The following is a 22,688-nucleotide window of genomic DNA, read 5'->3' as shown; positions in this document are numbered from 1 at the left end:
ACTACATTTCTATGGGGTTTAATCTGCTATCGATTTTTATAAATCATTGGGTGCAAAATCACAGGGTGAATATCTGAAAATCAGATCCCTTGTACTTCTTCATAACTTTGTGACATATATGAACCGTTTTTTGCCACTATCCAGTCTCAATAGGTTCTGGATAGTGGCTGGTTACCCTTTATCGAAATGACCACTCAGTGATCGCAAAGTCCACGATTTTGTTATGCCGTTCATTTATTGCTTCACTATCCCACACTGGGTTCTCGCTATCTTTAACGAAAGAAGTAATCTCAGCCTGTTGGTTGAGAATGGGGTTCTTTCTGTAAGACATTAACTTATCGGCAAATGGTTTGTTTCCGATGGACGCATTGTGCGACCCTGATATGAGCATGAGGTTACCAAGACAATTGAGGTATTCAGAGCTAAAGTCTTCGGAATATTCACCCTGCTCATTTAATTCATATCCTGTTTCGAGACGACTTCCATCAGTAGGCTTGCGCGGTGCTATATGTTCAATTTGTTGGTTAGTAATCTTGAACCCTTCGACTGAATATCCCGCTCTCTGAAGATAACTCTCGTAGCTCCAAAGTAAGTAGCTTAGGACATTATTTCCGTACATCCCACCATGTAGATAGTTCTTCGTATTTGTATCACTCCAATACCATGTATCGTTGAGCTTACTTGTTATTTTTTCTGACAAGACAGCATTGTTGCCATCGTAGGAGAGCAGAATTTCATTGAGACGCTCTTGGATATTCGCCCGACTATTGATGAGCTTAGCCCTAAAGGTTATCACTTCAAGAATGCGGAAAAGAGTTGGGAGATCTGAAGAGTTATAACGGTAGCCCTTAATAATGAATGGGTAAATGTACGCGGGGATCCCAAGTTTAAACAGCCTTTTCGCATACAGACTCTCTTCATGTTGAAATTTATCTATGGCCACGAATGAATCGTTTAAACTTCGAACGTACTCTTTTATCCAGGTAACTTTGTCATCTTTGTTGCGGAAAGCTTCCTTCAAGTCATCCAAAGTGCGGTAGGCATACCCCTTGATATACGCATTGTTGTGGTAAATCAGCACACTATCTTCATTAATCCGCTCTATGTTGTTGATTACCTGATAAATGCGTTTAAATATGTTCGATACAAATTCGATATTGTTATCAACATCGTCAGCAGGGCTATTCACGTACATCTGATACATGAAATACGATTTGACCTTTTCCATATTGGTCAATTCTTTGCCTCTATTATTTTCCAGCTCAAACATCAGAGCCGCATCCTTCTTACCCTCCAACTCGATGATGGTAAGGTCGGTATTTTCAAGTTTCTCTTGGATACTGACAAGGCGTGCGGTATCAAGTTTAGAGAGTTGTTTAGTGAAGTATGCCTTCGCTTCAAGTAGTTTCTTTTGTGATGGGGAGTAGGCATCAAACTGATCGTGATTTTCGACAATTAGGCAGTCATAACAACTTCGATCATATTCAACTGGGCGGAGTTTAATATTTTTATCTCTGATGAAAGCTTCTTCAGTGTCATCAATGTCAAAATCATGCTCTGACAAATCATTTCGTGTTTTTAATACATTGAGTAGAGAGCGAACAAATATAGTAATGGTAGTGACCCTTTGCTGGCCGTCAATGATTTCGTATAACTTGTTCTTTTCAACGCATTCAAGAAGAATATTCCCGAAAAAATAGTTGTTTTCTCCATCTACTTGCTCATAAAGATCTGACAAGAATTCATTCCAGTTGTTCTCTCCCCAAGCATAAGCCCGCTGGTATACAGGGATCTCGTAACTAACCTTGGAGGGCTCAAAGAAAGCCAATACTGTGGTTTGATTAAAGTTCATTTCACTTCCATTACTAAATATTATAAAGTTTTTAATATCAATAGGTTAATCATAGCGGATACAGGAAAAGGAAACAGCGAATAATGCAGTATTTTTTGATTCATTACATTAGAACCCATATTTGGGCTTGTAGTGGTTCACTAAAATTGGCCACTGATATAGAGTTTTCACATATTTTTATTTATGCGAACAAGGCCGACACTGATGGTATTCGTAACTCAGAAATGTCCAAAAGTGAGTTGTGTTGGTTTTTGGGAGTGCCAGCATCTGCCTACTCGTGATTCGTCACAATCAAGTGCGTGTTTCTGCCAACCCTTTTCAAATCTCGAATCGCAGCTTCTTTTTTCGCAATTCGCAGGGGGCGATCTGAAGTTATAGTATTGTTGATAATGTCAATATCATCACGTTTTGTATGTGTGAACTCGATAACTCCGTAGTGGGTTCTAAACTCCCCTTTACGCCCTGTTGTCATGATAGTGATTCGATCAAGCATCACTTGGGAAATGACACTGTATTCAGAGAGTGCCGATTCTAGAGAGATGTAATTGTACTCTCCCCGTCGCAAGCATTTAGCAATGTATTCAATGGTATAATCGCCCTTATGACGACTGTATGAGAATACATAAACACCGTTGCACACCCGCTCTAGTACTCCAGCTTTCACCAAACGAGGTAAACTTTGCTGGAATGCTGTAAGTGAATCATCAAAAAATAATCTCCTGAGGTCACTTTTTCGGTAAACGTGTATACCTCGCCTATCAAATTTATGCAGGCGTTCCAATGCAGCCTTAATCTTCACTTCAACGCTCATAAGTAGTCACAAAAAGTAAGTATGACATATATTTTTGTACACTTGTGATTGAAGATAGCAACTGGTGATCGCTAATACCCTTCCTGAACCCTGATTGGTTTTTCCGAGTTAGGATCCTAACTTGGAATTTGTAGTGATGATTGTGGTTGCTATGAGGCTAAGGAAATGGCGACACCAATAGTCAAAAGCTGGTCCCCATTCTCGGTAAGGATCCTAACTCGGAACTTATGGGGATGATTATGGTTGCTTTGAGGTGAGGAAATGGCAGCACTAATCGCCAGATGCGATGTTCATTCTCGGTAAGGATCCTAACTCGGAATTTATGGGGATGATTATGGTTGCTTTGAGGTGAGGAAATGGCAGCACTAATCGTCAGATACGATGTTCATTCTCGGTTAGGATCCTAACTCGGAATTTATGGGATGAATATGGTTACTTTTAGGCTAGGAAAATAGCAGTACTAAGCGCACAGCCAGACTCCGATGTTCATTCTAGGTGAGGATCCTAACTTGGAATTTGTAGTGATGGACGTGGTTGTTATCAGGTTAGGAGAAACAGCAGTACTAATCGCAGCCAGACTCCGATGAGCATTCTCGGTTAGGATCCTAACCGAGAATTCATGGTGATAAATATGTGGTTCTTTGAGGAGAGAAATCGCAACACTAATAGCCCAGAATCTGATCTTTTTCATTTTTAGTTAGAAGTTTAACTAATTATTATTTTCTAATTTAATAATTAAAAAACCAACCGTTTTTATTTAATAATTAAATGTTAATGTAATTTTTAAAATAGTGATTAAAGGTCCTTTACAAAGAGAATATTACTTGATAAATATAATATTCATTGAATTTATCTATATATATCAAGAGGGTTGTCGATATGTCTCAAGTTCTGGTTTTTTCTAAACGTAATCGTGAAATGAGTTATCTATCCGTAAGAGAAGAACGTGAAACTAAGCTCAATAATTTTAAAGTGGTCTACAATGACATTTCAGACGAAGAGGCATTACATAGAGCAAATTCTATTAATTTAGATGAAAAGAACAGTGTTCCCCAAGTTCGTTCAAAAAGACAATCTATTAAAGAAAAAAAAGAATGTCGAGTGCCTGGCTTATATGGCTGTAACCGTTACAAGTCAAGAAAAAATGAGACATTCAACGTATTCTAATGCAGCTCTTTTTTTGCACAACGTTAAAGCCTATTGAATTGTGTTAGGCAAGTGATAAAAGCCTTAAAAATTCCGTCATTAAAGCAGGTGGCAAGAGAATTTGCCAAGATTGGCAATCAATGTGCCAATGCTGGCATTGAAAGTGCCAATAGTGGCAGAAGAATTCTTGTAATAAATTAAGCTTACTTTGGCTTAACCTTCACTTTTTTAAAATCTAACGTTATATTAGAATTATAACTTTATAATAGTTATAACGGTTATAATAGTTATAACATGAAAAATTAATAAAATAAAATTTATTTTTATGTATTAATTTTATTGCCAAGGAAAATTAATAGTAACTTTGTTTTTATTATAGATGAATTAAATTTAGAGTAATGTTTGTTACTCATGGATATTTAATTATTTTCTAGGTTTTCTTAAGGCAAAGGTACTTTGTCAAAATTATCGACTTAAGTAGTCAACTTTAGCGAGATGTAAACATCCCAGGGTAGTATCAACAAACATCCCGTTTTCTGATACCAGACGGGAATGAAGTGTTTGCGGTCTCATAAAGTAGGGTTCGGATTTTTATGATACCCAACCGATTGATGATACCAATTGTGATGCCAAAAGGAGTGAATAGTATGGGACGGACATTCGCTTATTGTCGTGTATCGACTAGCGAGCAAACTGTGTCAAATCAGATCTTAGCTATCAGAAATGCTGGCTACGATGTTCAAGAACACCGAATTGTACATGAAACAGTTTCTGGTAGTGTGCCTGCAACTGAACGACGTGAGTTCAAAATGTTGATTGAGCATAAACTAGAGCCAGGGGACAAACTAGTTGTATTAAAGCTAGATCGACTTGGCAGAGATAACATCGATGTTCAGCATACGATCAGTATGCTGTTAGAGAAGGGCGTTACACCAATTTCTCTGGATCTGCCAACCGCTGATCTAAGCTCAGCTGAAGGACGATTGATGCTGCAAATGTTCTCAGCATTTGCTGAATTTGAGCGAAACCGAATTCGAGAGCGGACGCTAGAAGGTCAGGCTAGGGCTAAGTCTGAAGGTAAGCGGATTGGTAGACCAGAAGCACTAACCACTACTCAAAAAGTCCAAGAATGTAGGGCAAGGGGGCTGAGTCAATCTAAGACAGCAAATGCTCTTGGCATCTCGATCCCAACGGTTAAGCGCCATTGGAATAAGAAACTAACGGAAAGTACTCAATGAGAACAATGTTCCATGATACCTAGAGCTACCAGAAGTAGTTATTAGCTAAGAAGTTTAAACGATATTGTAAGAACCTTGTTCTCGCTTAGCTTATCAAATAATACCAGGTTCTCTCGCCGACATTCAGTGGAAGTCTTATCTTTCGCTAGTTTTGAGTAAGCTGCTAATTGATGCCTGATAATCATATCGAGAGTGAACTGCTCTTTACTCGGAACAATGTTCTTATGCTAACCCTAAAATAGTAAAGATTGGTTATTTGATTAATCAATAAAAAACTGTGGAAGAACAATGTTCCGAATGATAAGTCAGAGAACCTTTCTTTTAATAAGAGAGGCTTTCAGAGAGTAGTGCTTGTGGAGTTAATAATTAATACTCAACAACTAGCCTTCTAAAAATATAATTAATTAAAAGTCCTGAAGAGTAGTTTTGCAATTAATAATAAAAAGGCCGAGATAAACTCGACCTTTTTATCCAACGCTTAACCGCCAGTTGGCGCGGAAGTAACCATCTATTAGCGGATAAAATAGTGATACATTTACTTGTATTAAAACTAATTTTTCTTTAAGCCACCAGTGAGGTGGAAGAAATTACTTTTACTGTTAAAGATGAAGTAATATTAGTTTAAATATATCTTTAAGCCACTTTCTAGATAGAAGCTCTGCTTCTTGCTACGGGATTTAATATATTAGATTGTTTTTTCTTAATCAAGAGTTTTTTCAACTTGACTAAAAAGTTTTTTATGTATAATGAAAAACATTAAAAACTATATTGAATTAAAATTTGTTAGTTGAGTGGTTTTAATTGGTGTGTATGTATCATAAACCTATTTGAACACCTAAGTTTGATACTGCGAGAACATTGTTCTCGCTAGGTTCCTAAAAGATGAATGTTATTCAATTAAATTAGCGAATAAAAAGTCGTGAGTAGAGGGCGAGTGAAAGATTTAGAGCAATGGGCAGTGCCTCTTGGCATTTTCAAAGTGCAGTAGACTCCGCTAGATCCCCATCCCAGAACGCTCTACCTCTTCATGCAGCTCTTTCCAGTCAGGACAATACTTGGCGACTAGTTTCCAAAAGTCTTTGCTATGGCTTTTTTCTACGGTATGACATAGCTCATGAAGGATTATGTAATCCATCACCTTATTGGAAAACTCCATGCAACGAGGGTGGAACTCCAGAACATTGTTCTCGGTGCAGTTAGCCCAACGTGCATCAAACTTTTTTATGTGGAAAGTCGTGGCTTGCATGCCCGTTTCCTGCTGCCAATAGCGTAAGCGAGAAGCGATTTTTTCTAAGGCTTTCTGTTTGTAGAAACGTTCTAAAGCTGGTTTGAATCGCTCACGGCTGACGAAGTGGCCTTCGGGAGAAAGAACTTTAAAACGGCTTTGGTTAAACTTCACTTCTACCGTCGATAACTCTGGCGCAGGGATCACTTCACAATAGAAAGAACGACCACGGTAGGGCGCTCGGCTACCTGTGACGATTTCTTCTTTTAACGGTTGATTGACTTCCGCTAAGCGCTCTTTAATCCATCTTGCTCTGTAACGAATCAGCTCACGTTGCTCATCCTCAGAGGCACTTGGGCCTCTGAGAAGAACGGTCTTACCTCGTTCTACAGTAACGTAGTGGTGACTGAGTTTTGAGTCGAGCTTAAATTCCCACTCGATTTCAGTTGTACCGTATTGAAAAATTGGCATGTGTTTCTTTCGTCATTGATGAAGCAAAGGATCAGTTGTTCAGCATAATACTGAAAATTTCAGCAGAGTGCTGACGTGCTACAGTCATATCCCAGCCGCCAAGACCACGTAAAATAGTCCTGATTGTTTTTTTGATCTCATTATGAATATCAGTCTGTTTTTTCCATATCGGTGACAACATGACTTCAGCGATATCAGGGTGGCTAAAGATGCTTTTAGTCCATGCCAAAGCTTCTGCTTCCTCTACCTGTTTTTCCAGATAGTTGAACACGGCTCGCTCTGTTGCTGTTCCCAGGCCCATTTCAGATGGCTTGGCATCTTTATCACGAACACGCTGAGCAAAAAGCTCTAGCTGTTCAAGGAATAGAGCTTGTTCAATACGTCCTTCACGTTCATCTTGGATAAGCTTTTCTAGCTCTTCTTCCAAGTCACCAAAGAAGGCGGGATCTTTACCTTTCCCCGTTTTAATGGTGTGCTTGAGTTTGTTCTTCATGACCAACGCGGCACTCCCCGCACTTTTTTGTTTGCGGAGTAGATCCATATCCGCAGCATCCAGAATTGAAACTTCACGACCTAGTAAGCTCTTAACTTCACTTGCTTCTATATGCTCGTCGAGCATGTTTTTAAGCAGCTCAGATTCAGATGCCGTAATGCGAACCGTATCGGCACTCTCAGGCATTTTGTTGCGCAGTTGGAGTTTTATTTCATTCAGTACTTTGAAGTAAGGCTGATATTTATATGCGCGTTCGTCGGGTAACACGATATCTAAGCGGCTATTGAATCCAGCGAGAGCAACTAAGAAGTCTTCAACAATATCTAGACGAGTATCTGGGTCTAGGTAGAGATCGGCATCCTCTTTGTAAGGTTCAGGTTGTTTCACTGGGTTGTGCTTTTTCGGAAGAATGTCTAACACTTTTGTCAAAGCAGATTGAAGGCGTGGTAACTCCGCTTCGACGTCCGTCCATACTTGATCGGGTTGTACGTCACCCCCATAAACTTTCAGCGCTTCATCTAGGTACTCAACCACACCGAAATAATCGACAATGTAGCCTGCTTTCTTGCCTTTTCGAGTTCGGTTTACACGAGCAATAGCCTGAAGCAAAGTATGTTCTTTTAGCGGTTTATCCAAATATAAAGTGCTGACAATAGGCGCATCCCAGCCAGTTAACAGCATGTCAGAAACGATGATTAACCCAATGTTGTTAAACTTGGTTTCTTCTTTGGTATTAGCGGATTCATCACCATAAGGCAGCTTAAATTCCTCATTCACCAAGCTTGGGATCTTTTCAGATGGTACGGCTATCGGTGTTTGGCCTTGTTTGAGTTCCCGCTTGATACGCTCTTCGATAGTTTCAAGTTTTGAGGTTGAGCCTGATGCATAGTGAGCTTGTTGTTCACTAATACCTGTACGCTTATCTGTCATGCTACCGAGAGAGATAACCACTCGGCTTTCAAAGGTCGGCAGACCTTTGTTTTGACGCTCCTGCATGATTTGGTTCAGTACGTCTTTATAGCGAACAGCCATATCACGCCCGTCACATACCAGCATGGCTTTAAAGCCGCGAGGTTTCACACTTGATAGAAAATGTTCGACGAGATGGCGAGCATTCTCCTCAATACGACCGATAGCACCACGACGTTTTTTGAGTAACTCTTGCTTTAGCTTTTTCTTACGGGCTAGAGGCTCATTACCAAATTCATCCTCAAAAGCTTGTTTTAGCTTTCCGTCGCTCCCCCATTGCGCCATACCTTCAAGATATTTAATAGGCAGTGTCGCGCCATCTGCAACCGCCTCGTCGAGGCGGTAAGTATCGATGTACTCTTTACCGCCGAATGTACCCAAGGTTTCTTTATCGTCTTTAAAAAGCGGGGTGCCAGTAAAAGCTATGAACTTCGCATTAGGTAAAGAAGCACGCATGAATGCAGCAAGGAATCCATACTGGCTGCGGTGCGCTTCATCAACCATCAAGAAGAAGTTGGGCTTGGTACTCAGAACACGAAAATCAACTTTCTCTTCGCTAACGAGTTCCCATTTGGCTTTTTTAGGGTTGCCATTAGCATCAGTTTGACCGTGAAGAACATTGTTCTCCTTTAAAATCCAGCATTGTTCTTGCCCAGAATCATCCTTCCTCAAAACGCGTCTGACACGACTTTTAGAGTCTGCAATGGAATCCTCATCTTCAGACTCTTTTGCGGCCTGTATCTGCTTACCATCGCTTTCTTGAAACTTTTGAACGGTCGAAGTGAAAATGGTGCCGTAGTCATTGCTGAGCATGGCTTCTAGACCTGCGACGGAGTCTGCTTTAATCGATTCAAGGCCGACATTAGTAAAGGTATTGTGGATCTGACGGTCAAGGTCAGTGCGGTCGGTAAGAATCAAAATACTTGGGTTATTGAAACCAGAAATTTCGGCTCGCATTAAACGGGCAAGCAGCGCCATCGTCAGTGATTTACCACTCCCTTGCGTATGCCAAACTACGCCGCCAAGTTCTTGGCCTAATAGCTGTGGGTCTTTACCCTGTAGACGGAGTAGCGTCTTCTCTACTGCACGCCACTGTTGGTAACGTGGCAGCTTCTTGATCATAACGCCTTTTTCAATTTCATACATAGGGTAGAAACAGACTAAACGCACGAAGCGGGAAGGCTCGAATAATGCCCACAGTAGCTTGTCTTGCTCTGTAGGGGGCTTGCCTAATTGATTTTCTAATTCGGTAAGAACAATGTTCTCATCAGGCTTTTTCGGATCAAATTTGTAAGTTAGATAGAACTGTTCTGGTGCATAGATCGCGCCATACTTGGCTTGGCTGCGATTAATGGCGGCACAAACCATATTAAAGGCAAAGTGTTGAGTGAAAGTGCCTTGGTAGCCATCAATTTGTGCAATGCCTTTGCTGAGCTTAATTGAGCTGTTCTTACACTCAATCAAGCCAAGGGGTAAACCATTAATGAATAATAGTAAATCAGGCTTAAAAAGTTCATCGTTGATATTCTTACCGACATACTGATCAATCACATGGAATAAGTTACCCTCGGCACCCGTTTGATTGATGAAGCGGATGCTACGAGGTTGACCATTTTTGTCTTTTTGTTGCAGATTCGATTGAAACAGAACATGCTTCCAGAACGCATGGTTAGCCAGCATTAAGTCGCTGTTATGCTCAAACCATATGTCTTTGAGCTGTTTAATCGCTTTGTTTGCACCGTTCGGAACCTCGGCCAGCCAAGGGTTAAGGGCGTGTAGTCTGTCAGTTAACACCGACTCTAGAATAACAGGCTCGGTCTTGTGTGTTTGCTCTACATCGCGACCTTTAATATGCTGATAACCAAGAGTTTTTAACCATTCAATCGCTGGGCGTTCTACCCCAACTAGCTCTGGATTCGATGATTCAGCCTGACCTGACATACCTTATTCCTTTATTTATTGTTATTCATTTTTTATTGTTCATTTAAATTACGTTTTTTTGCTTTTAGATGCCTTCGCTTGAAGGCATCATGAAGCAATAGCTAAGCGGCTTCAGTTTCCTCAACAGGAACTCGCCATTCGCCCGTAAGTAGCTTCTGCATTAAGCCTTTTTTAAGTCTCCGAGTCTCTTCAATCTGCCTGTTGAGCAATATTAGTTTTCTGTCCACTGTGGATAATATATTTACTATCTCATATTGCTCTGCTTCTTGTGGTACCTTTACAGTTACTAAATTGAGAGTTCGACCAGAAACTAGAGGTTGAGCGTTTCGACTCGCGTATTTATTCAGATCTACGGAAACCAATAAATAATACAAAAATTCAAAACTTACATTGATTAAAGTTTCAGTAATAAGGAGTGCATTATCTGTTATCCATGACTTTTCGGGAGTAATATGCACTGCTCCACAATATTCACCAACTCGCCCAATAACTAGTTGTGGTGAGTTGAAATTAGCTTTCGAATGATATCCTGAAATCCCATTTCCACCGAAGACAGGAATACATCCTTCTTTCATGTTTTTTTTACTCAAAGAGTCACCACTTTTAACTTTAATTACCTGAGATAAAGTGGTTTTTAGCCAACCTTTAGGGATTTTACTTCCCTCCAGTGTTTCATAATCAGTATGCGGTTGCCACTCTCCATTCTCGTCCTGAACACCGACACCTTTTGAAAATAGCTTTTGCATTAAGCCTGTTTTCAGCTTTTCGGTTTCTGCAATTTTTTGGTCGATAAGGTCGATTTTCTTATCAACAGTTGAAAGGATTTCCGCTATTTTTTGTTGAATCGCAATATTTGGCAAAGGTATTGAAAATTCTTTTATCTGTTTTGCGCTGATGTGTGGAATTCCACTGCTTGTTTTTACGCTATCAACATAGTTAGTAAAAATCTTGGATCCTATTAGTTGATGTAAAAACGGTAGATGTAAGCCTTCTTTTGCACGAATTCTAGCGACTCGTTGGACGAGTAAACTAGGGAGATCTTTAGGTGATACAAGAGCATAATTTCGGCCCACTTTTGAACCATCCATTGAAATGACTAAGTCGCCTTCCTTAAGGTAGTATTTATCAAGGTCAGTAGATGAGTTAAACCAAAATTTGTCGATAGTATCGTTATTTCTTATAGCATTTTCTGTAATATTGATACCACGAAGCAAGCGTATGTGCTGTTCTGTTGTTGCGACGTCAGAAAATTCATTGCTCTTAAATGCAAACCCGCTTAGTAGATCAATCAATGGACCAATTTTTTTTAGTGTATAAGGAGACTTTTTGAGCATCGATTTACTTCTCCAATCCTAAAATAGATAAGTATTTTGAGATTTGAATTTCAGTATCAAGGAGCTGCTTTTCGATATTTCTTAGATGATTAAGGCATTTTTCTACATCTATAATTTCCTCAACCTCTGACGTGTCGATATAGCGACTGATATTCAAAGTAAAATCGTTTGCCTCAATCTCTTCAAGTTCAACTACTCTTAGGTATTTTTCCACTGAAACTGAGTCCAGTAGATTGGAAAGTCTATCTTCCGTTTGCTCTCCTGCATCAACTAAAGTTTGTTTCGCTTTGCTGTACTCGGTTGTGATACGTTCGATATCATTTTCACGAAGATAGTTCATCGCCTTACCTTCACCAAACTCAGCAGATGCATCAACGAAAATAACCTTGTTCTTCAGTGCAGCAGGTTTGTCTTTATTGATGATTAAAACCGCAGCCGCAATGCCTGTGTTGAAGAAAAGTGCTGGCGGCAAACCAACTACACCTTCGATCAAGTCACCTTTAAATTCATCGTTGCCGATAAGCATACCTTTACGAATTTTACCCTCATCACCTTCACGGAAAAGTACACCGTGAGGAACGACAACGCCGATTCGACCATCATCTTTCGTTGAGGCAATCATATGCTGAACAAAGGCTAGATCTGCTTTTGTCCTCGGTGCAACGCCAAGACCAAAACGACCATAAGGATCTTTAAGGTCAGTGCTGTATTTAACATTTCTTTCTTTGCCGTTATCGCCAACTATTTTGCCGCCATTCAATTCCAATGGTTCCCACCAGTTTTTGATTGAAAATGGAGGGTTGGCAATGACACGGTCGAACGTTTGAAGGCCTTCGCCATCTTTATGTAATGGGTTTACGAGAGTATCGCCGCGCTTGATGTCACCATCTAGGTTGTGCAGGAACATGTTGAGTTTGGCAATTGCCCATGTTCCTAGGTTCTTCTCCTGACCGTAAAGTTTACAGTTAGGTTTACCCATGATGGTGCCATTCTCGTAGTTCTCTTTGATGTGACGAGCGGACTCAACCAACATGCCGCCACACCCACAGGTCAAATCGTAAATTTCATGGCCTGGTTGTGGGTCAATCAGCTTAACGATAAGTTCTACAACTTCATGAGGGGTGTAGAACTCGCCGCCTTTCTTACCAGCATCATCAGCAAACTTGCCAATCAAATACTCGTACGCATCGCCAAGTAGGTCGGCTTTGTAGAGGTTTTTATTGCCCAGCTTGTGCTGGTTAAAGTGACGGAGTAGGCGAGTTAGTAACTCATTGCTGAGCTTCTCTTTATCGCCAAACTGAATGGCGGTAAGCACTTTTTCTAGTGATGGGTTTTGATGTTCGATTTCAGCAAAGGCTTCATCGATGTACTCACCAATATTTTCCGTTCTTTCGATCAGCTTGTTCCAACGTGCATACACAGGAACGAACTGCTCTGGGTTATCTTCCTGAATGAGCGCCATTGCATCTTCGGCGCTGCAACCTTCCTCTTCCATCACGGCTTCTACACGCTCGTCAAAAACGTCTGAAAGACGTTTTAAGAACAGGAGGCCAAATATATAGTTTTTGAAGTCTGAGCTATCTACGGTGCCACGCATGATGTTTGCGCTGCCCCAAAGCCATGTCTTTAGCTCTTCAAGGCTGATTTTTTCTACTGCGGTATTGTTTGTCATAAGAATCTCTTAAACGTTCACGGCTCGCTCAGAACCTTGGTTTGAGCGAAGAACAAAATTGTGGGCATTATAACGCAACAAGCTTCGATTGAGAGGCTTTAGATCCAGGAATTGAGCGCTGTAGTAAGATTATGATTTGATGTGGGATATTCCCTGCTACCTTCTGAGTGTCGTGGTAGCAGGGCAGTGTTGGTTGTTAAGCTGCGGACTTGGTAGTTTCAGATGGGGCTGTCTTAAAGTAAGCATAATTACGAGCGTTTTTATGCAGCTCTACTTTTGCTTTCTTGCTACTGCTGCGGAATGTCCCAACTTCGAAGCCTAATGAGTTTAAGAGTCTTTTCAAGTATGACGTTGCCTTGTTTGGCTTTGCCTCTTGGTGAAGAGGCTTGCTAATGTGTAAGCCATCTTTAAAAGCCCAGTTTAATACCTCTTGCTTCAAATAGCAGGCTTTTACAATCTGGCGAACATCGTCTTTGTGAATCCAAAAAGCGTCACCATCGACAGAAAACCCATACTTTCTCAAAATATTGTCATAGATGAACATCGCGGCAGAATGGTGCTTCGTTTCGATTTCCACTTTGTCACTAGAGCGATTCACGAACGGGAATGAATCAAACACACTTCGATTGGCTAAGAACTTGAAGTGGAAGTTAACGTCATCTTCTGTAACCTTTTTCACTCCGTAATCCCGCTTGATCTGAAACTTAGTTAAAGAAGCATTATCAGAAGACGTCCTTCTGTCTTTAGTCCATAACCAGGAAGCTTGTTCTTGAGTTAAATCAGGTGAGGATACAATCGCTTGCACTTCTAACTCTTTGTACGCTTTGGCTGCCAGAGTAACACTCTTTTGAGCAAACAGTTGTGCTGTAAAAGAGGATGGGGCCGATGTAGTCATGAAACCGAGTTCTTCCAACGTTAAATGTAAATGCAAGGCTAAAGGAGCGAAGAAGCGCTTTTTAACGTTGTTGAATGCAATGTTTAACTTGTCGGTTGGTTGAACATGGACTGTTGGTTTGTACGTCGTCTCTTTGGCATGTGGCGTAATGAAATCTTTGTATGCATCAACGGCAAACCAAATTTGTTTTGCTGTACGAAATCGACGTGCGAAATTAATCAGCTCTAACGGTGTCAGTGTCTTATCGCAGAAAACAACAACTTTATCAGTAAAGTGCGTAGTAATTGAAAATCCTGAACTTAAGCAAGGAGATGCCATGATTGCTTTATACTTCTTAATCTCTTCGTTTGGATTCTCCAAAAAGGCTTTTTGAGCAGGCATGTCTTTATTGTGAGCGTGAATAATTAAGACCCCCGTCTTTTAGTGCTTCTTCTTCACAATCTAGCCTATTAGAATCTTTATAGCCCAGTGATTGGGTTACCTGGCGAAGTGTGACGAGAGAGTCAAACAGAAATACTTTATCTTCATCAATAAGGCGCTCTTTGAGATAAACGTTGGAGAGGTACTGGTTTTTATCTGTTATCACAGCTTTGATTGAAGAGTACGGGTTCTCAGTGCAATCCAATAGCGTCACTTCGCTTCTTAACTCTTTGATATAACCCAAGCTGATATCTGAAAGATCAGCATCACCCACAATCAATTGTGGGACAGTACGAATGGCTTCTGACAAGCTTTCAAAAACTTGTTGCTTTGGCAACTGTTTACTTGGTTCAGAACATACGACAGTCGTCAGTACTTTTTCGAACTCATCAATGATAAGAATATCCGCCTGATTAAGCACAGAGCGAATATGAGATTTCCAAATGCTGTTTACAACAACCCCCATTGCATCCGCCTGTTCTAGCTCGCATAAATCTTGGTTGTAGCTGACTGCGAGATTGTCATTACAGTATTGTTCGACCAGTGCGGTCAGGTAAGACAGGTAAACGATCTTCTTGTTTTTGCTTCGAGCCGCCTTCGCTAATGGACCAAATAGATGCTTGGTCTTCCCTGTGCCTGTTGCCGCTCTTACTGCAAGAGTTTTGCTGTCGTTAATAAGCTGTGAGCACAGCGGAGAGTGCAATGAATCAACGGTGATGGTCTTAGTTTGAAGAGTTGGAGACATGAACTTTCGCACTCTATTGCGATTCTGTTCGAGTTGCTCATCAAGTGCAGCTCTCAATAACTCAATACTCTGAACGCCCTGTAAATCAGACAGAAAGGTGTTAACACATGCCTCGGTTGTGCTGTTTGTCAGAGGAACAGTACGAATCAATTGTCTGGAAAGCCACTGCGATGTCTCTTTGCACGGTGATAGAGAGTTGCAAAGGGTTAGATAAGTCACAGTGCTTCTAAAGTTCTCTAGGCTGTAGTAAATCCCTGTCGCGCTATCTAACATTGGAACACGACTTCCACAGTAGTTGCTTTTCATTAATCTAGCCGTTTGAGTCGGGAACAGCTTTGAATCGGCGACTAATGTAATCGTATAGCCAGCATCTAAATAATATTGGACGACATCCATCGCATTGCTTCTGTCGTTGCGTAGAGCAACGACTCGATGATCATTCGAGCGATGCTGAAGGCACAGGTCGAGCATAATGAAAACCGATTTAGCTTTTGAGGTTTGAAGTAGAGTATGTTCTGTAGCTTGAGATTGCGCGATGACGTTCATTTATTCTAATTCCTGCTTGAACGTAAAAGTGCAAAATTTCTAGATAATATATATAACTAAAAAATTCTGCACTTTTACCAGCATGCTAAAGCATGCAGTAAACAATTGATTTATTTGTGCTTAGTGAGAGTTTTTAGTTATGCGGCTAGTGCATAGAGACTGTTGTCGAAAAGAGACTGTCTTTGCTCAACAAGATGAGAAACGGTTTGCTGTAGATCTTTGCCCAATGCCATGGCTGCGATAATTGCATCGACTTCATGAGATAAGAAACCAACAGAGTTTGCACCAAGTGGAATTGACGGTGGGAAAGTTCCATCATTGATTTTGCGATGGAGAGTCGCTCTTGAGAATGGAACGCGCTGTAGAACGTCAGATTTACGTACGATTTTTAGAAGAGGAGTTGTATTTACAGACATAACGATAACCTACATTAATTCATGTCTAGTACTAACTTTATATTCCAATACTTACACTGATCCACGGAAGTTTATTATCAGTGAAGGAACACCTAGATGGGACTGAAGCCTATTGGGTTACAGACTCATTCCTTAACAATTAAAGGAAGGTATTCGTATGTAATGGAATAGTGAAGTCTTCAAAAAAGGCTCCGAAAGTTAAGTTAATACCAAAACAATAAACAAATAGTTAAACCGAAGTTTAACGGGAATAAGTTACGTTGCCGCGTAGCGGACTTTAAATGTCTGTTTCCTATGTGAAAATTAAATATTTAAACGCGATTTAAAATAATGCGGGCGATTCTCATCGTCAATACAAAATTACCCGCATCTCACTAAAATTGTGATATTTGTCACTTAAATTTTTGGTTTTGCTATAGTATTGGCGTTTTTAGAAGCATCAAGTATGAAATTACTCCACCAATCCATGATCTTTCGTCGCTCTTCCAGATATTCAGCGTTGTTGTAGATGTCACGGATTGTGTTCTTGTCTACGTGTGCCAGACACAGCTCAATAGCATCTTTGTTGAAGCCCTGTTCGTTGAGCGCTGTACTGCCGATGGAACGCATACCGTGACTTACCAGCTTTCCTTTCATTCCAGCACGTTTTAGTGCGGCGTTGACGCTCTGGCTGTTCATGTGCTGATCAACTGATGTTGAACTAGGGAATACATAGCGTTGTCCGTATGAGATGGGCTTCATAAAGTTTAAAAGTTGAATCGAAGCGTCCGAAAGAGGGATTTTGTGATCGCGCTTCATTTTCATTTTATCTTTGCTAATGACCCAAAGTTTGTTTTCGAAATCAATTTCACTCCATTCAGCGGCAGCACACTCAACGGGACGGGTCAGAGTGTGGAGTTGGAATTCAAAAGCGCAGCGGGTAGCAAGCTTGATATTGGCTAACGACATCGCTTGCATTAGATCACTAAGTTCATTTGGTCTGATAGTGCTCATATGAGCAGTTTTTGGCTTCTTAAATATTTGCTTTATCCCAATCAATGGGTTGGACTGAATCTTTCCGCAATTCGCCGCGTAGTTCATCACTTCATTTATTCGCTGACATACTCGCTTAACTGTCTCTAATGCGCCCTTTGCTTCTACAGGTCGTAAAACTTGAATCACAATTGGGGCAGTTAGCTCACTTATCGGCATGTTACCGAGGTTGGGAAAGATATGTAGCTCTAGAGATCGCCAGATATCGTTGGCATAGTCTTCGGAAACGTCATGCTTTTTTACTTCAAACCATTCTTCGGCAACTGATTTCAGAGTTGATGACTGAGCTATCTGTGCGGTAATGAGTTGGTTATCTCTGTGAGTTTTCGGATCAATACCTTCAGCGACATGTTGGCGCATTTCTCTTGTTTTCTCTCTCGCAGATGCGAGAGTAATGTCAGGAAAAGCACCAAGGCTGATGTTCTTGCGTTTTTTAGTTACTGGGTGGATGTAGTTGAAAATCCAAAGTTTTGCGCCATTCGGCTTTATACGTAAGTACAGACCGTTGCCATCGGCAAGCGAATATTCTTTTTCTAAGGGCTTAGCTTTGGTTACTTGAGTTGGTGATAAGGGCTTGATTTGCTTAGCCATTTTAATGGTTCCTTTCTGATGTAACACCAATTTGTGTTGTTATTGGTTAGTGTTACGCAGAATGTTACTAAATGACTGAGATTAAGTGAATCTCGATGAGACGCCCTGAACCACTTAAAGCTAGATGGGACAAGGGTTTAGAAAAGAAAACGGGACGTCCTGAGACGTCCCGTTACTAGTGATTGGTGGAGCTGGCGGGAGTTGAACCCGCGTCCGAAAACCGTTCATCATTGGTACTACATGCTTAGTCGATCTTTAATTTCGCCATCCACCTGCGAACCGACACGCTAATGAATGACTAGCCTGAATTAAAATTCGCCGTTCATCTCTCAGGCGGGAGAATCCGGGCTAGCGCGTTTGGGTTTGATCCCTCGTTATTCCCCGTCTTACGTGCGGAAGCTAGGGCGAGAGAGCTCTTAGCAGGTTATTAAGCTGCTAGTGCGTAGTTTTCGTCGTTTGCGACTATTTTTTTTGCGGTTTGTTAACGAGGCCTACCGCACCTCGGCATGCACCTCAGACTTCTGAATTCCCGTCGAATCCTAAATCAGCCCCAGGTAATATTCGCATAGTAACAGAAAAGCATTGGCTGTCCAGTACTATGCGTTTAAGTGGTCAAGATTAACGCAGCGCGCTCTTCATTACGCGTGCTTTTTCTCTTGCCCAGTCTTTTTCTTTTAGATCCGTACGTTTATCGTGCAGCTTTTTACCTTTTGCTACGCCAATTTTTAGTTTCACCCAAGAGCGAGACCAGTACAGTGAGAGGGCCGTTAATGTCATACCTTCACGGTTTACACGTCCGAATAGGTTATCCAGTTCACGACGACTCATTAGTAGTTTACGCACACGTGTGGGATTCGCCACAACGTGTGTCGATGCCTGATTTAAAGGAGTGATTGTCATGCCACTCACAAAGGCTTCACCGTCACGCATAAATACGTAACTTTCAGAAATATTGGCTTTACCTTGGCGAAGGGCTTTCACTTCCCAACCTTGGAGCTCCAAGCCAGCTTCGATTTCATCATCGATGAAATACTCGTGGCGAGCTTTTTTATTCAGCGCGATAGTATTGCTACCCGCTTTTTGTTTCGTTTTTTTCTTTGCCATAATAGCGTCATTATACGGGTTGGATATCGGATAGGAAATCCTTTTATTTGCGCAATCGTGGAATAAAAGTAAAATTGGCGAGTAGCTTTAAATCTGTACATGTATCGATAGGAGTATGTATGAAGCAAGTCAGCCGTTCTGCGCTTGTGTCTTTTAGCGCCGAACAGATGTTCAATCTGGTTAATGATGTTGCTAAATACCCTGAATTTCTGCCTGGTTGCTCGGGCTCTAGAATCATTGAGTCTTCGGGGAATGGTATGGTGGCTTCTGTCGATGTGGCGAAGGCTGGAATCAGCAAAACGTTTACGACTTCAAATGAGTTGATCCCCGGTCAGGCAATTATGATGAACTTGGTGGATGGCCCGTTTAAGACGTTGCGTGGTGGTTGGATTTTTACCGCGCTAGATGAGCAAGCTTGCAAGGTTGAACTAAAGCTTGAGTTTGAATTCTCAAGTAAAATGATTGAGATGGCCTTCGGTAAGATTTTTAACGAGCTTACTAGTAATATGGTAAATGCATTTACTAAACGCGCAAAACAGGTCTACGAGTGTTATGAGTATTGAGTCAGATATGATTCACGTTGAGGTTGTCTATGCTCTTCCTCATGAACAGCGTGTATTTAACTTAGTGGTAAATAATCACGCAACGGTAGAAGAGATCATTAGACAATCCGGTGTATTGGAGTTGTACCCTGAAATTGATTTGTCCAAGAACAAAGTGGGTGTGTTTAGTCGTAACGTGAAGTTGGATGCGACCGTTCGAGATCGAGATCGAATAGAGATTTATCGTCCGTTACTTGCCGATCCGAAAGAGATTCGCCGTAAGCGGGCGGAGCAGGCTAAAACCGAGGGGAGTGCAGACCCAGTCGCCGGTGGCAAGCCTAGTTCTGTACGTAAAAATAAGCAGGATTAATATTAACCCAATAGCTCATGTGAGTTACTCAAAGTTTGACTAACATGATTTCTATATAATAAAAAACCTCCCAAACGGGAGGTTTTTTTGCAAAAGTCAGTTTACTGAATTTGCTCGTAAAATGCGTCACTTTTTGGAAAGTCACCACTGATGTCTGCGAGCGTGCCTTGGTCATTAAAGTTTACAATCAGATCTTTCTGTACTGGTTCGCCATGGCCAGGAGTATGATGATAGATGTAATACCAAGTGTTTGGATAGCCGTTTTCAATAAGCATTGGCGACCCTAATACGAAGCGAACCTGTGCTTTAGTCATCCCAAACTTTAATTTATCAACCGCACTTTGTTCTACATAGTTGCCTTGGTTGATATCAATACGATAAACCAGTCTTTCCAATACCGAACATCCTGTCAGCAATGTCATTGCTAATGGTACGGCAACTAACCACTTCTTTAATTGCATAATAATTTCTTAGTAACCTTTAAAATACTGCGCTGATAATAAACAAGCTCGACGCAGATGTAAAAAGCTATGCGTCGTATGGTAGACAATCTGACAACGAATTTTGAGTTGAGTTGCATTTATTCACCGATATTAGACGGTAAATGTCACCACATGACGTATTAGTTAGGTGACGAAGAGCAAATTTCAATCGGAAGTAGGGTGATGGACGCTTTCAGCGGTGAGCCAAGCCTAGTGACTCGTTAGTCGGTTTTGGCGAATTCGCGTAATGCATCACCTGAAAAACGATAATACTCTTTTTCATGAATTAGTGTTGCACCAATTGAGCGGTAAAACTGACCTGCGGTAGGGTTACTACTTTCAGCTGTCCAGTCCAACCTTTGGCATCCACACTTGATCGCCAAAGATGCCAGATACTTCATTAACTTGAGACCAACCCCTTTTCCTCGAACCTTCGAAGATACGAACAGATCTTTTAAGTACATCTGCCCTGAGAGCTTTGGGGCAGGGAACATGACGGTATAAGATGCAAAGCCTACGACGTCATCATTATCGTAAACCGCAATGATATGAACGCCAGAATGTTCAGAGAAAACTTGGTTCTTTAGATAATGGACCAGATCGTGTTTTGATGAAGCTTTTTCTTTGAAGTAGTAATGTTCTAACTCAATAAAAATAGGGATGAGATCTAAGCAGTTGGTTTTGTGTATTGCTCTGATATCCATTTCTCATCCCTTGTCGATTTATTAAGCGGCGATAAGCAGTTCTTTTGCGTTTGCCAACGTTGAGTCGGTTATTTGACTACCCCCAAGTAAGCGAGCTAATTCTGCCACACGTTGTTGTTCATCTAATGCGTGCATTTGGGTTTCGGTTTGGCCTGCTTTGGTTTGCTTAGCTACAAACATTTGTTGATGGCCGCATCCGGCAACTTGAGGGAGGTGAGTGACACACAATACCTGAGTAGATTCGCCAAGCTTGCGTAGCATTTTGCCCACTACGGCAGCTGTTGGGCCACTAATACCTACGTCCACTTCATCGAAGATTAAACTTGGTGTATCTACTTTCTGAGCGGTGATCACTTGGATCGCTAGAGAGATGCGTGATAGCTCACCGCCTGACGCAACTTTTGCTATAGGTTGTAATGGTTGTCCCGGGTTGGTCGATACTAAGAAGCACACGCTGTCCATGCCAAGCGGCGATGGGTGCGTGTTGTCATTGCTAACTTCGATACTGAATACTGCTTTCTCCATGCTCAATTCGTGCATGCTTTGTGTGATCAGTTTGTTCAGTTCTTTTGCGTAACGGCTGCGTGATTTGTGCAGTTTTTCTGCTTGTGTTAGAAAGCTTTGGTACTTGTGTTCTACTTCTTGAGCAAGTTCATCTAAACGTTCATCGGAGCAATCTAACGCTTCTACTTGGGCCAGAAGATCTTGATGATGCTGGTAGAGTTCTTCTGGCATTACGTGGTGTTTACGAGCTACAGACATCACTTTAGAAAAACGTTCTTCTACATAAGCCATACGAGCTGGATCAACATCGATGCCGTCTAAGTAGCTGCGTAATTCATTCTTCGTTTCTTCAAGTTGAATCATCGCTTCTGACAGCATGTTAGGTAGCTCAGATAGCTTTTCATCTAATTCGGCTAATTGAATTAGGGAGTGATTGGCCGATTGCAAAATACCAAGCGCATTGACTTCTTCACCTTCGTAAATAAGTTCGATGGCTTGCTGACAGGTAGTGGCGAGTTCACCACTGTTGGATAGTCGTTTGTGCTCTTGCTCGAGCTCTGCAAATTCTTCTTCACCTAGCGATAACTCATTTAGTTCTTTGATTTGGTATTCAAGCAATTGTTTTTGCGCCTGGTTTTGCTGGCTATTTTCTTTTAGTTGCTTGAGGTTATTGTCTGCCTGACGCCAATGCTGGTAAGCACTTCGTGTGCTTTTTAGTAGGTTTAAATGCCCAGCATATTGGTCGAGCATGGCCATTTGGTGCTCACTTTTCATCAATTGATGATGAGCGTGCTGCCCATGGATATTGATAAGTAGCTGCCCTAGAGATTTGAGTTGTGATAGTGGAACAGGGCTGCCATTAATGAAGGCTCTTGAGCGGCCTTCTTTTGTGATAATACGACGCAAAATACACTCACTGCCATCTAGCAGATCGTTATCTTCTAACCAACGTGTTGCATGTAAGTTGTTGTCCAATAAAAAAGCGGCGCTAACTTCGGTTTTCTCTTCACCTTGTCGCACCATGCCGGCATCGGCTCGTCCGCCTAAGCAGAGCCCTAAAGCATCGATAGCAATGGATTTACCCGCGCCTGTTTCACCTGTAATGGTGGTCATGCCCTTAGAAAGCTCGAGTTGTAAAGACTTAACAATCGCAAAATTATTAACACTTAGATGAGCCAGCATTTT

General features: G+C 41.3%; 18 protein-coding genes and 1 other RNA gene. 4 read left to right on the top strand and 15 right to left on the bottom strand.

All coding sequences use genetic code 11. The features are described 5' to 3' along the window. Positions 1-178: 178 nt before the first annotated feature. Together R7Q46_RS20205 and abiEi are read right to left on the bottom strand one after the other, a co-directional pair. A complete protein-coding gene (locus R7Q46_RS20205; protein WP_140263155.1) occupies positions 179-1,852 on the bottom strand; it encodes a DUF262 domain-containing protein in 1,674 nt (557 codons plus the stop codon). A gap of 271 nt (positions 1,853-2,123) precedes the next feature. Continuing rightward, positions 2,124-2,663 carry a type IV toxin-antitoxin system AbiEi family antitoxin gene (gene abiEi / locus R7Q46_RS20200; protein WP_301605819.1) on the bottom strand — a complete coding sequence of 180 codons (540 nt, stop codon included), beginning with the start codon at positions 2,661-2,663 and terminating at the stop codon, positions 2,124-2,126. A gap of 879 nt (positions 2,664-3,542) precedes the next feature. Here abiEi and R7Q46_RS20195 point away from each other — a divergent pair. Both R7Q46_RS20195 and R7Q46_RS20190 read left to right on the top strand, forming a co-directional pair. After that, a complete protein-coding gene (locus tag R7Q46_RS20195; RefSeq protein ID WP_318077745.1) occupies positions 3,543-3,830 on the top strand; it encodes a hypothetical protein in 288 nt (95 codons plus the stop codon). Between the two features lie 626 nt (positions 3,831-4,456). Then, entirely contained in the window at positions 4,457-5,047 is a 591-nt protein-coding gene (locus R7Q46_RS20190; RefSeq protein WP_134647881.1) for a recombinase family protein, read from the top strand. A 994-nt stretch (positions 5,048-6,041) separates the two neighbouring features. On the opposite strand, the gene R7Q46_RS20185 is transcribed toward R7Q46_RS20190, so the two are convergent. From R7Q46_RS20185 to smpB, 10 genes are all read right to left on the bottom strand, one after another. Further along, positions 6,042-6,743, bottom strand: a complete 702-nt coding sequence (locus tag R7Q46_RS20185; protein ID WP_115385765.1) for a M48 family metallopeptidase — start codon at positions 6,741-6,743, stop codon at positions 6,042-6,044. 31 nt (positions 6,744-6,774) lie between these two features. Then, positions 6,775-10,146, bottom strand: a complete 3,372-nt coding sequence (locus tag R7Q46_RS20180) for a type I restriction endonuclease subunit R (RefSeq protein ID WP_318077744.1) — start codon at positions 10,144-10,146, stop codon at positions 6,775-6,777. A 101-nt stretch (positions 10,147-10,247) separates the two neighbouring features. Continuing rightward, positions 10,248-11,480: a restriction endonuclease subunit S gene (locus R7Q46_RS20175; protein WP_318077743.1), complete on the bottom strand. Its 1,233-nt coding sequence runs from the start codon at positions 11,478-11,480 to the stop codon at positions 10,248-10,250. 4 nt (positions 11,481-11,484) lie between these two features. Continuing rightward, complete coding sequence (locus tag R7Q46_RS20170) at positions 11,485-13,152, bottom strand: class I SAM-dependent DNA methyltransferase (protein WP_318077742.1); 1,668 nt, start codon at positions 13,150-13,152, stop codon at positions 11,485-11,487. A gap of 196 nt (positions 13,153-13,348) precedes the next feature. Beyond that, positions 13,349-14,428, bottom strand: coding sequence for a hypothetical protein (locus tag R7Q46_RS20165; RefSeq protein WP_318077741.1), 1,080 nt, complete (start codon positions 14,426-14,428; stop codon positions 13,349-13,351). A 4-nt stretch (positions 14,429-14,432) separates the two neighbouring features. Next, a complete protein-coding gene (locus R7Q46_RS20160; RefSeq protein WP_318077740.1) occupies positions 14,433-15,758 on the bottom strand; it encodes a hypothetical protein in 1,326 nt (441 codons plus the stop codon). Between the two features lie 137 nt (positions 15,759-15,895). Continuing rightward, positions 15,896-16,174: a helix-turn-helix transcriptional regulator gene (locus R7Q46_RS20155; RefSeq protein ID WP_000115789.1), complete on the bottom strand. Its 279-nt coding sequence runs from the start codon at positions 16,172-16,174 to the stop codon at positions 15,896-15,898. Positions 16,175-16,570: 396 nt separating this feature from the next. Further along, entirely contained in the window at positions 16,571-17,797 is a 1,227-nt protein-coding gene (locus tag R7Q46_RS20150; RefSeq protein WP_318077739.1) for an integrase domain-containing protein, read from the bottom strand. 183 nt (positions 17,798-17,980) lie between these two features. Continuing rightward, positions 17,981-18,349: a transfer-messenger RNA gene (gene ssrA / locus R7Q46_RS20145) on the bottom strand. 66 nt (positions 18,350-18,415) lie between these two features. Further along, positions 18,416-18,901, bottom strand: coding sequence for an SsrA-binding protein SmpB (smpB, locus tag R7Q46_RS20140; protein ID WP_005381642.1), 486 nt, complete (start codon positions 18,899-18,901; stop codon positions 18,416-18,418). A gap of 119 nt (positions 18,902-19,020) precedes the next feature. Here smpB and R7Q46_RS20135 point away from each other — a divergent pair, with 119 nt between their 5' ends. Both R7Q46_RS20135 and R7Q46_RS20130 read left to right on the top strand, forming a co-directional pair. After that, entirely contained in the window at positions 19,021-19,464 is a 444-nt protein-coding gene (locus R7Q46_RS20135; RefSeq protein WP_005381641.1) for an SRPBCC family protein, read from the top strand. After that, complete coding sequence (locus R7Q46_RS20130) at positions 19,454-19,813, top strand: RnfH family protein (RefSeq protein ID WP_213872083.1); 360 nt, start codon at positions 19,454-19,456, stop codon at positions 19,811-19,813. Before R7Q46_RS20135 ends, R7Q46_RS20130 begins: the two co-directional genes overlap by 11 nt. 101 nt (positions 19,814-19,914) lie before the next feature. Here the strand turns inward: R7Q46_RS20130 and bamE are convergent, their stop codons facing one another. The 3 genes from bamE to recN all read right to left on the bottom strand — a co-directional run bounded on the left by bamE (position 19,915) and on the right by recN (position 22,685). After that, positions 19,915-20,274: an outer membrane protein assembly factor BamE gene (bamE, locus tag R7Q46_RS20125; RefSeq protein ID WP_017820585.1), complete on the bottom strand. Its 360-nt coding sequence runs from the start codon at positions 20,272-20,274 to the stop codon at positions 19,915-19,917. Positions 20,275-20,516: 242 nt separating this feature from the next. Further along, positions 20,517-20,999 carry a GNAT family N-acetyltransferase gene (locus R7Q46_RS20120; RefSeq protein ID WP_025768876.1) on the bottom strand — a complete coding sequence of 161 codons (483 nt, stop codon included), beginning with the start codon at positions 20,997-20,999 and terminating at the stop codon, positions 20,517-20,519. 21 nt (positions 21,000-21,020) lie between these two features. Next, a complete protein-coding gene (gene recN / locus R7Q46_RS20115) occupies positions 21,021-22,685 on the bottom strand; it encodes a DNA repair protein RecN (protein ID WP_005383750.1) in 1,665 nt (554 codons plus the stop codon). Positions 22,686-22,688: the final 3 nt, after the last annotated feature.

This window comes from Vibrio sp. 811 (assembly GCF_033339195.1).
This window is presented reverse-complemented; position numbering and strand designations above follow the sequence as displayed.

Bases quoted from the DNA above. Each gene is read 5' to 3' on its own strand.
- R7Q46_RS20150 (WP_318077739.1), bottom strand. From the start codon at position 17,797: ATGGCTAAGCAAATCAAGCCCTTATCACCAACTCAAGTAACCAAAGCT.
- R7Q46_RS20185 (WP_115385765.1), bottom strand. From the start codon at position 6,743: ATGCCAATTTTTCAATACGGTACAACTGAAATCGAGTGGGAATTTAAG.
- R7Q46_RS20130 (WP_213872083.1), top strand. From the start codon at position 19,454: ATGAGTATTGAGTCAGATATGATTCACGTTGAGGTTGTCTATGCTCTT.
- R7Q46_RS20160 (WP_318077740.1), bottom strand. From the start codon at position 15,758: ATGAACGTCATCGCGCAATCTCAAGCTACAGAACATACTCTACTTCAA.
- R7Q46_RS20190 (WP_134647881.1), top strand. From the start codon at position 4,457: ATGGGACGGACATTCGCTTATTGTCGTGTATCGACTAGCGAGCAAACT.
- R7Q46_RS20170 (WP_318077742.1), bottom strand. From the start codon at position 13,152: ATGACAAACAATACCGCAGTAGAAAAAATCAGCCTTGAAGAGCTAAAG.
- R7Q46_RS20175 (WP_318077743.1), bottom strand. From the start codon at position 11,480: ATGCTCAAAAAGTCTCCTTATACACTAAAAAAAATTGGTCCATTGATT.
- R7Q46_RS20120 (WP_025768876.1), bottom strand. From the start codon at position 20,999: ATGGATATCAGAGCAATACACAAAACCAACTGCTTAGATCTCATCCCT.
- smpB (WP_005381642.1), bottom strand. From the start codon at position 18,901: ATGGCAAAGAAAAAAACGAAACAAAAAGCGGGTAGCAATACTATCGCG.
- R7Q46_RS20155 (WP_000115789.1), bottom strand. From the start codon at position 16,174: ATGTCTGTAAATACAACTCCTCTTCTAAAAATCGTACGTAAATCTGAC.
- recN (WP_005383750.1), bottom strand. From the start codon at position 22,685: ATGCTGGCTCATCTAAGTGTTAATAATTTTGCGATTGTTAAGTCTTTA.
- R7Q46_RS20165 (WP_318077741.1), bottom strand. From the start codon at position 14,428: ATGCCTGCTCAAAAAGCCTTTTTGGAGAATCCAAACGAAGAGATTAAG.
- abiEi (WP_301605819.1), bottom strand. From the start codon at position 2,663: ATGAGCGTTGAAGTGAAGATTAAGGCTGCATTGGAACGCCTGCATAAA.
- R7Q46_RS20195 (WP_318077745.1), top strand. From the start codon at position 3,543: ATGTCTCAAGTTCTGGTTTTTTCTAAACGTAATCGTGAAATGAGTTAT.
- R7Q46_RS20205 (WP_140263155.1), bottom strand. From the start codon at position 1,852: ATGAACTTTAATCAAACCACAGTATTGGCTTTCTTTGAGCCCTCCAAG.
- bamE (WP_017820585.1), bottom strand. From the start codon at position 20,274: ATGCAATTAAAGAAGTGGTTAGTTGCCGTACCATTAGCAATGACATTG.
- R7Q46_RS20135 (WP_005381641.1), top strand. From the start codon at position 19,021: ATGAAGCAAGTCAGCCGTTCTGCGCTTGTGTCTTTTAGCGCCGAACAG.
- R7Q46_RS20180 (WP_318077744.1), bottom strand. From the start codon at position 10,146: ATGTCAGGTCAGGCTGAATCATCGAATCCAGAGCTAGTTGGGGTAGAA.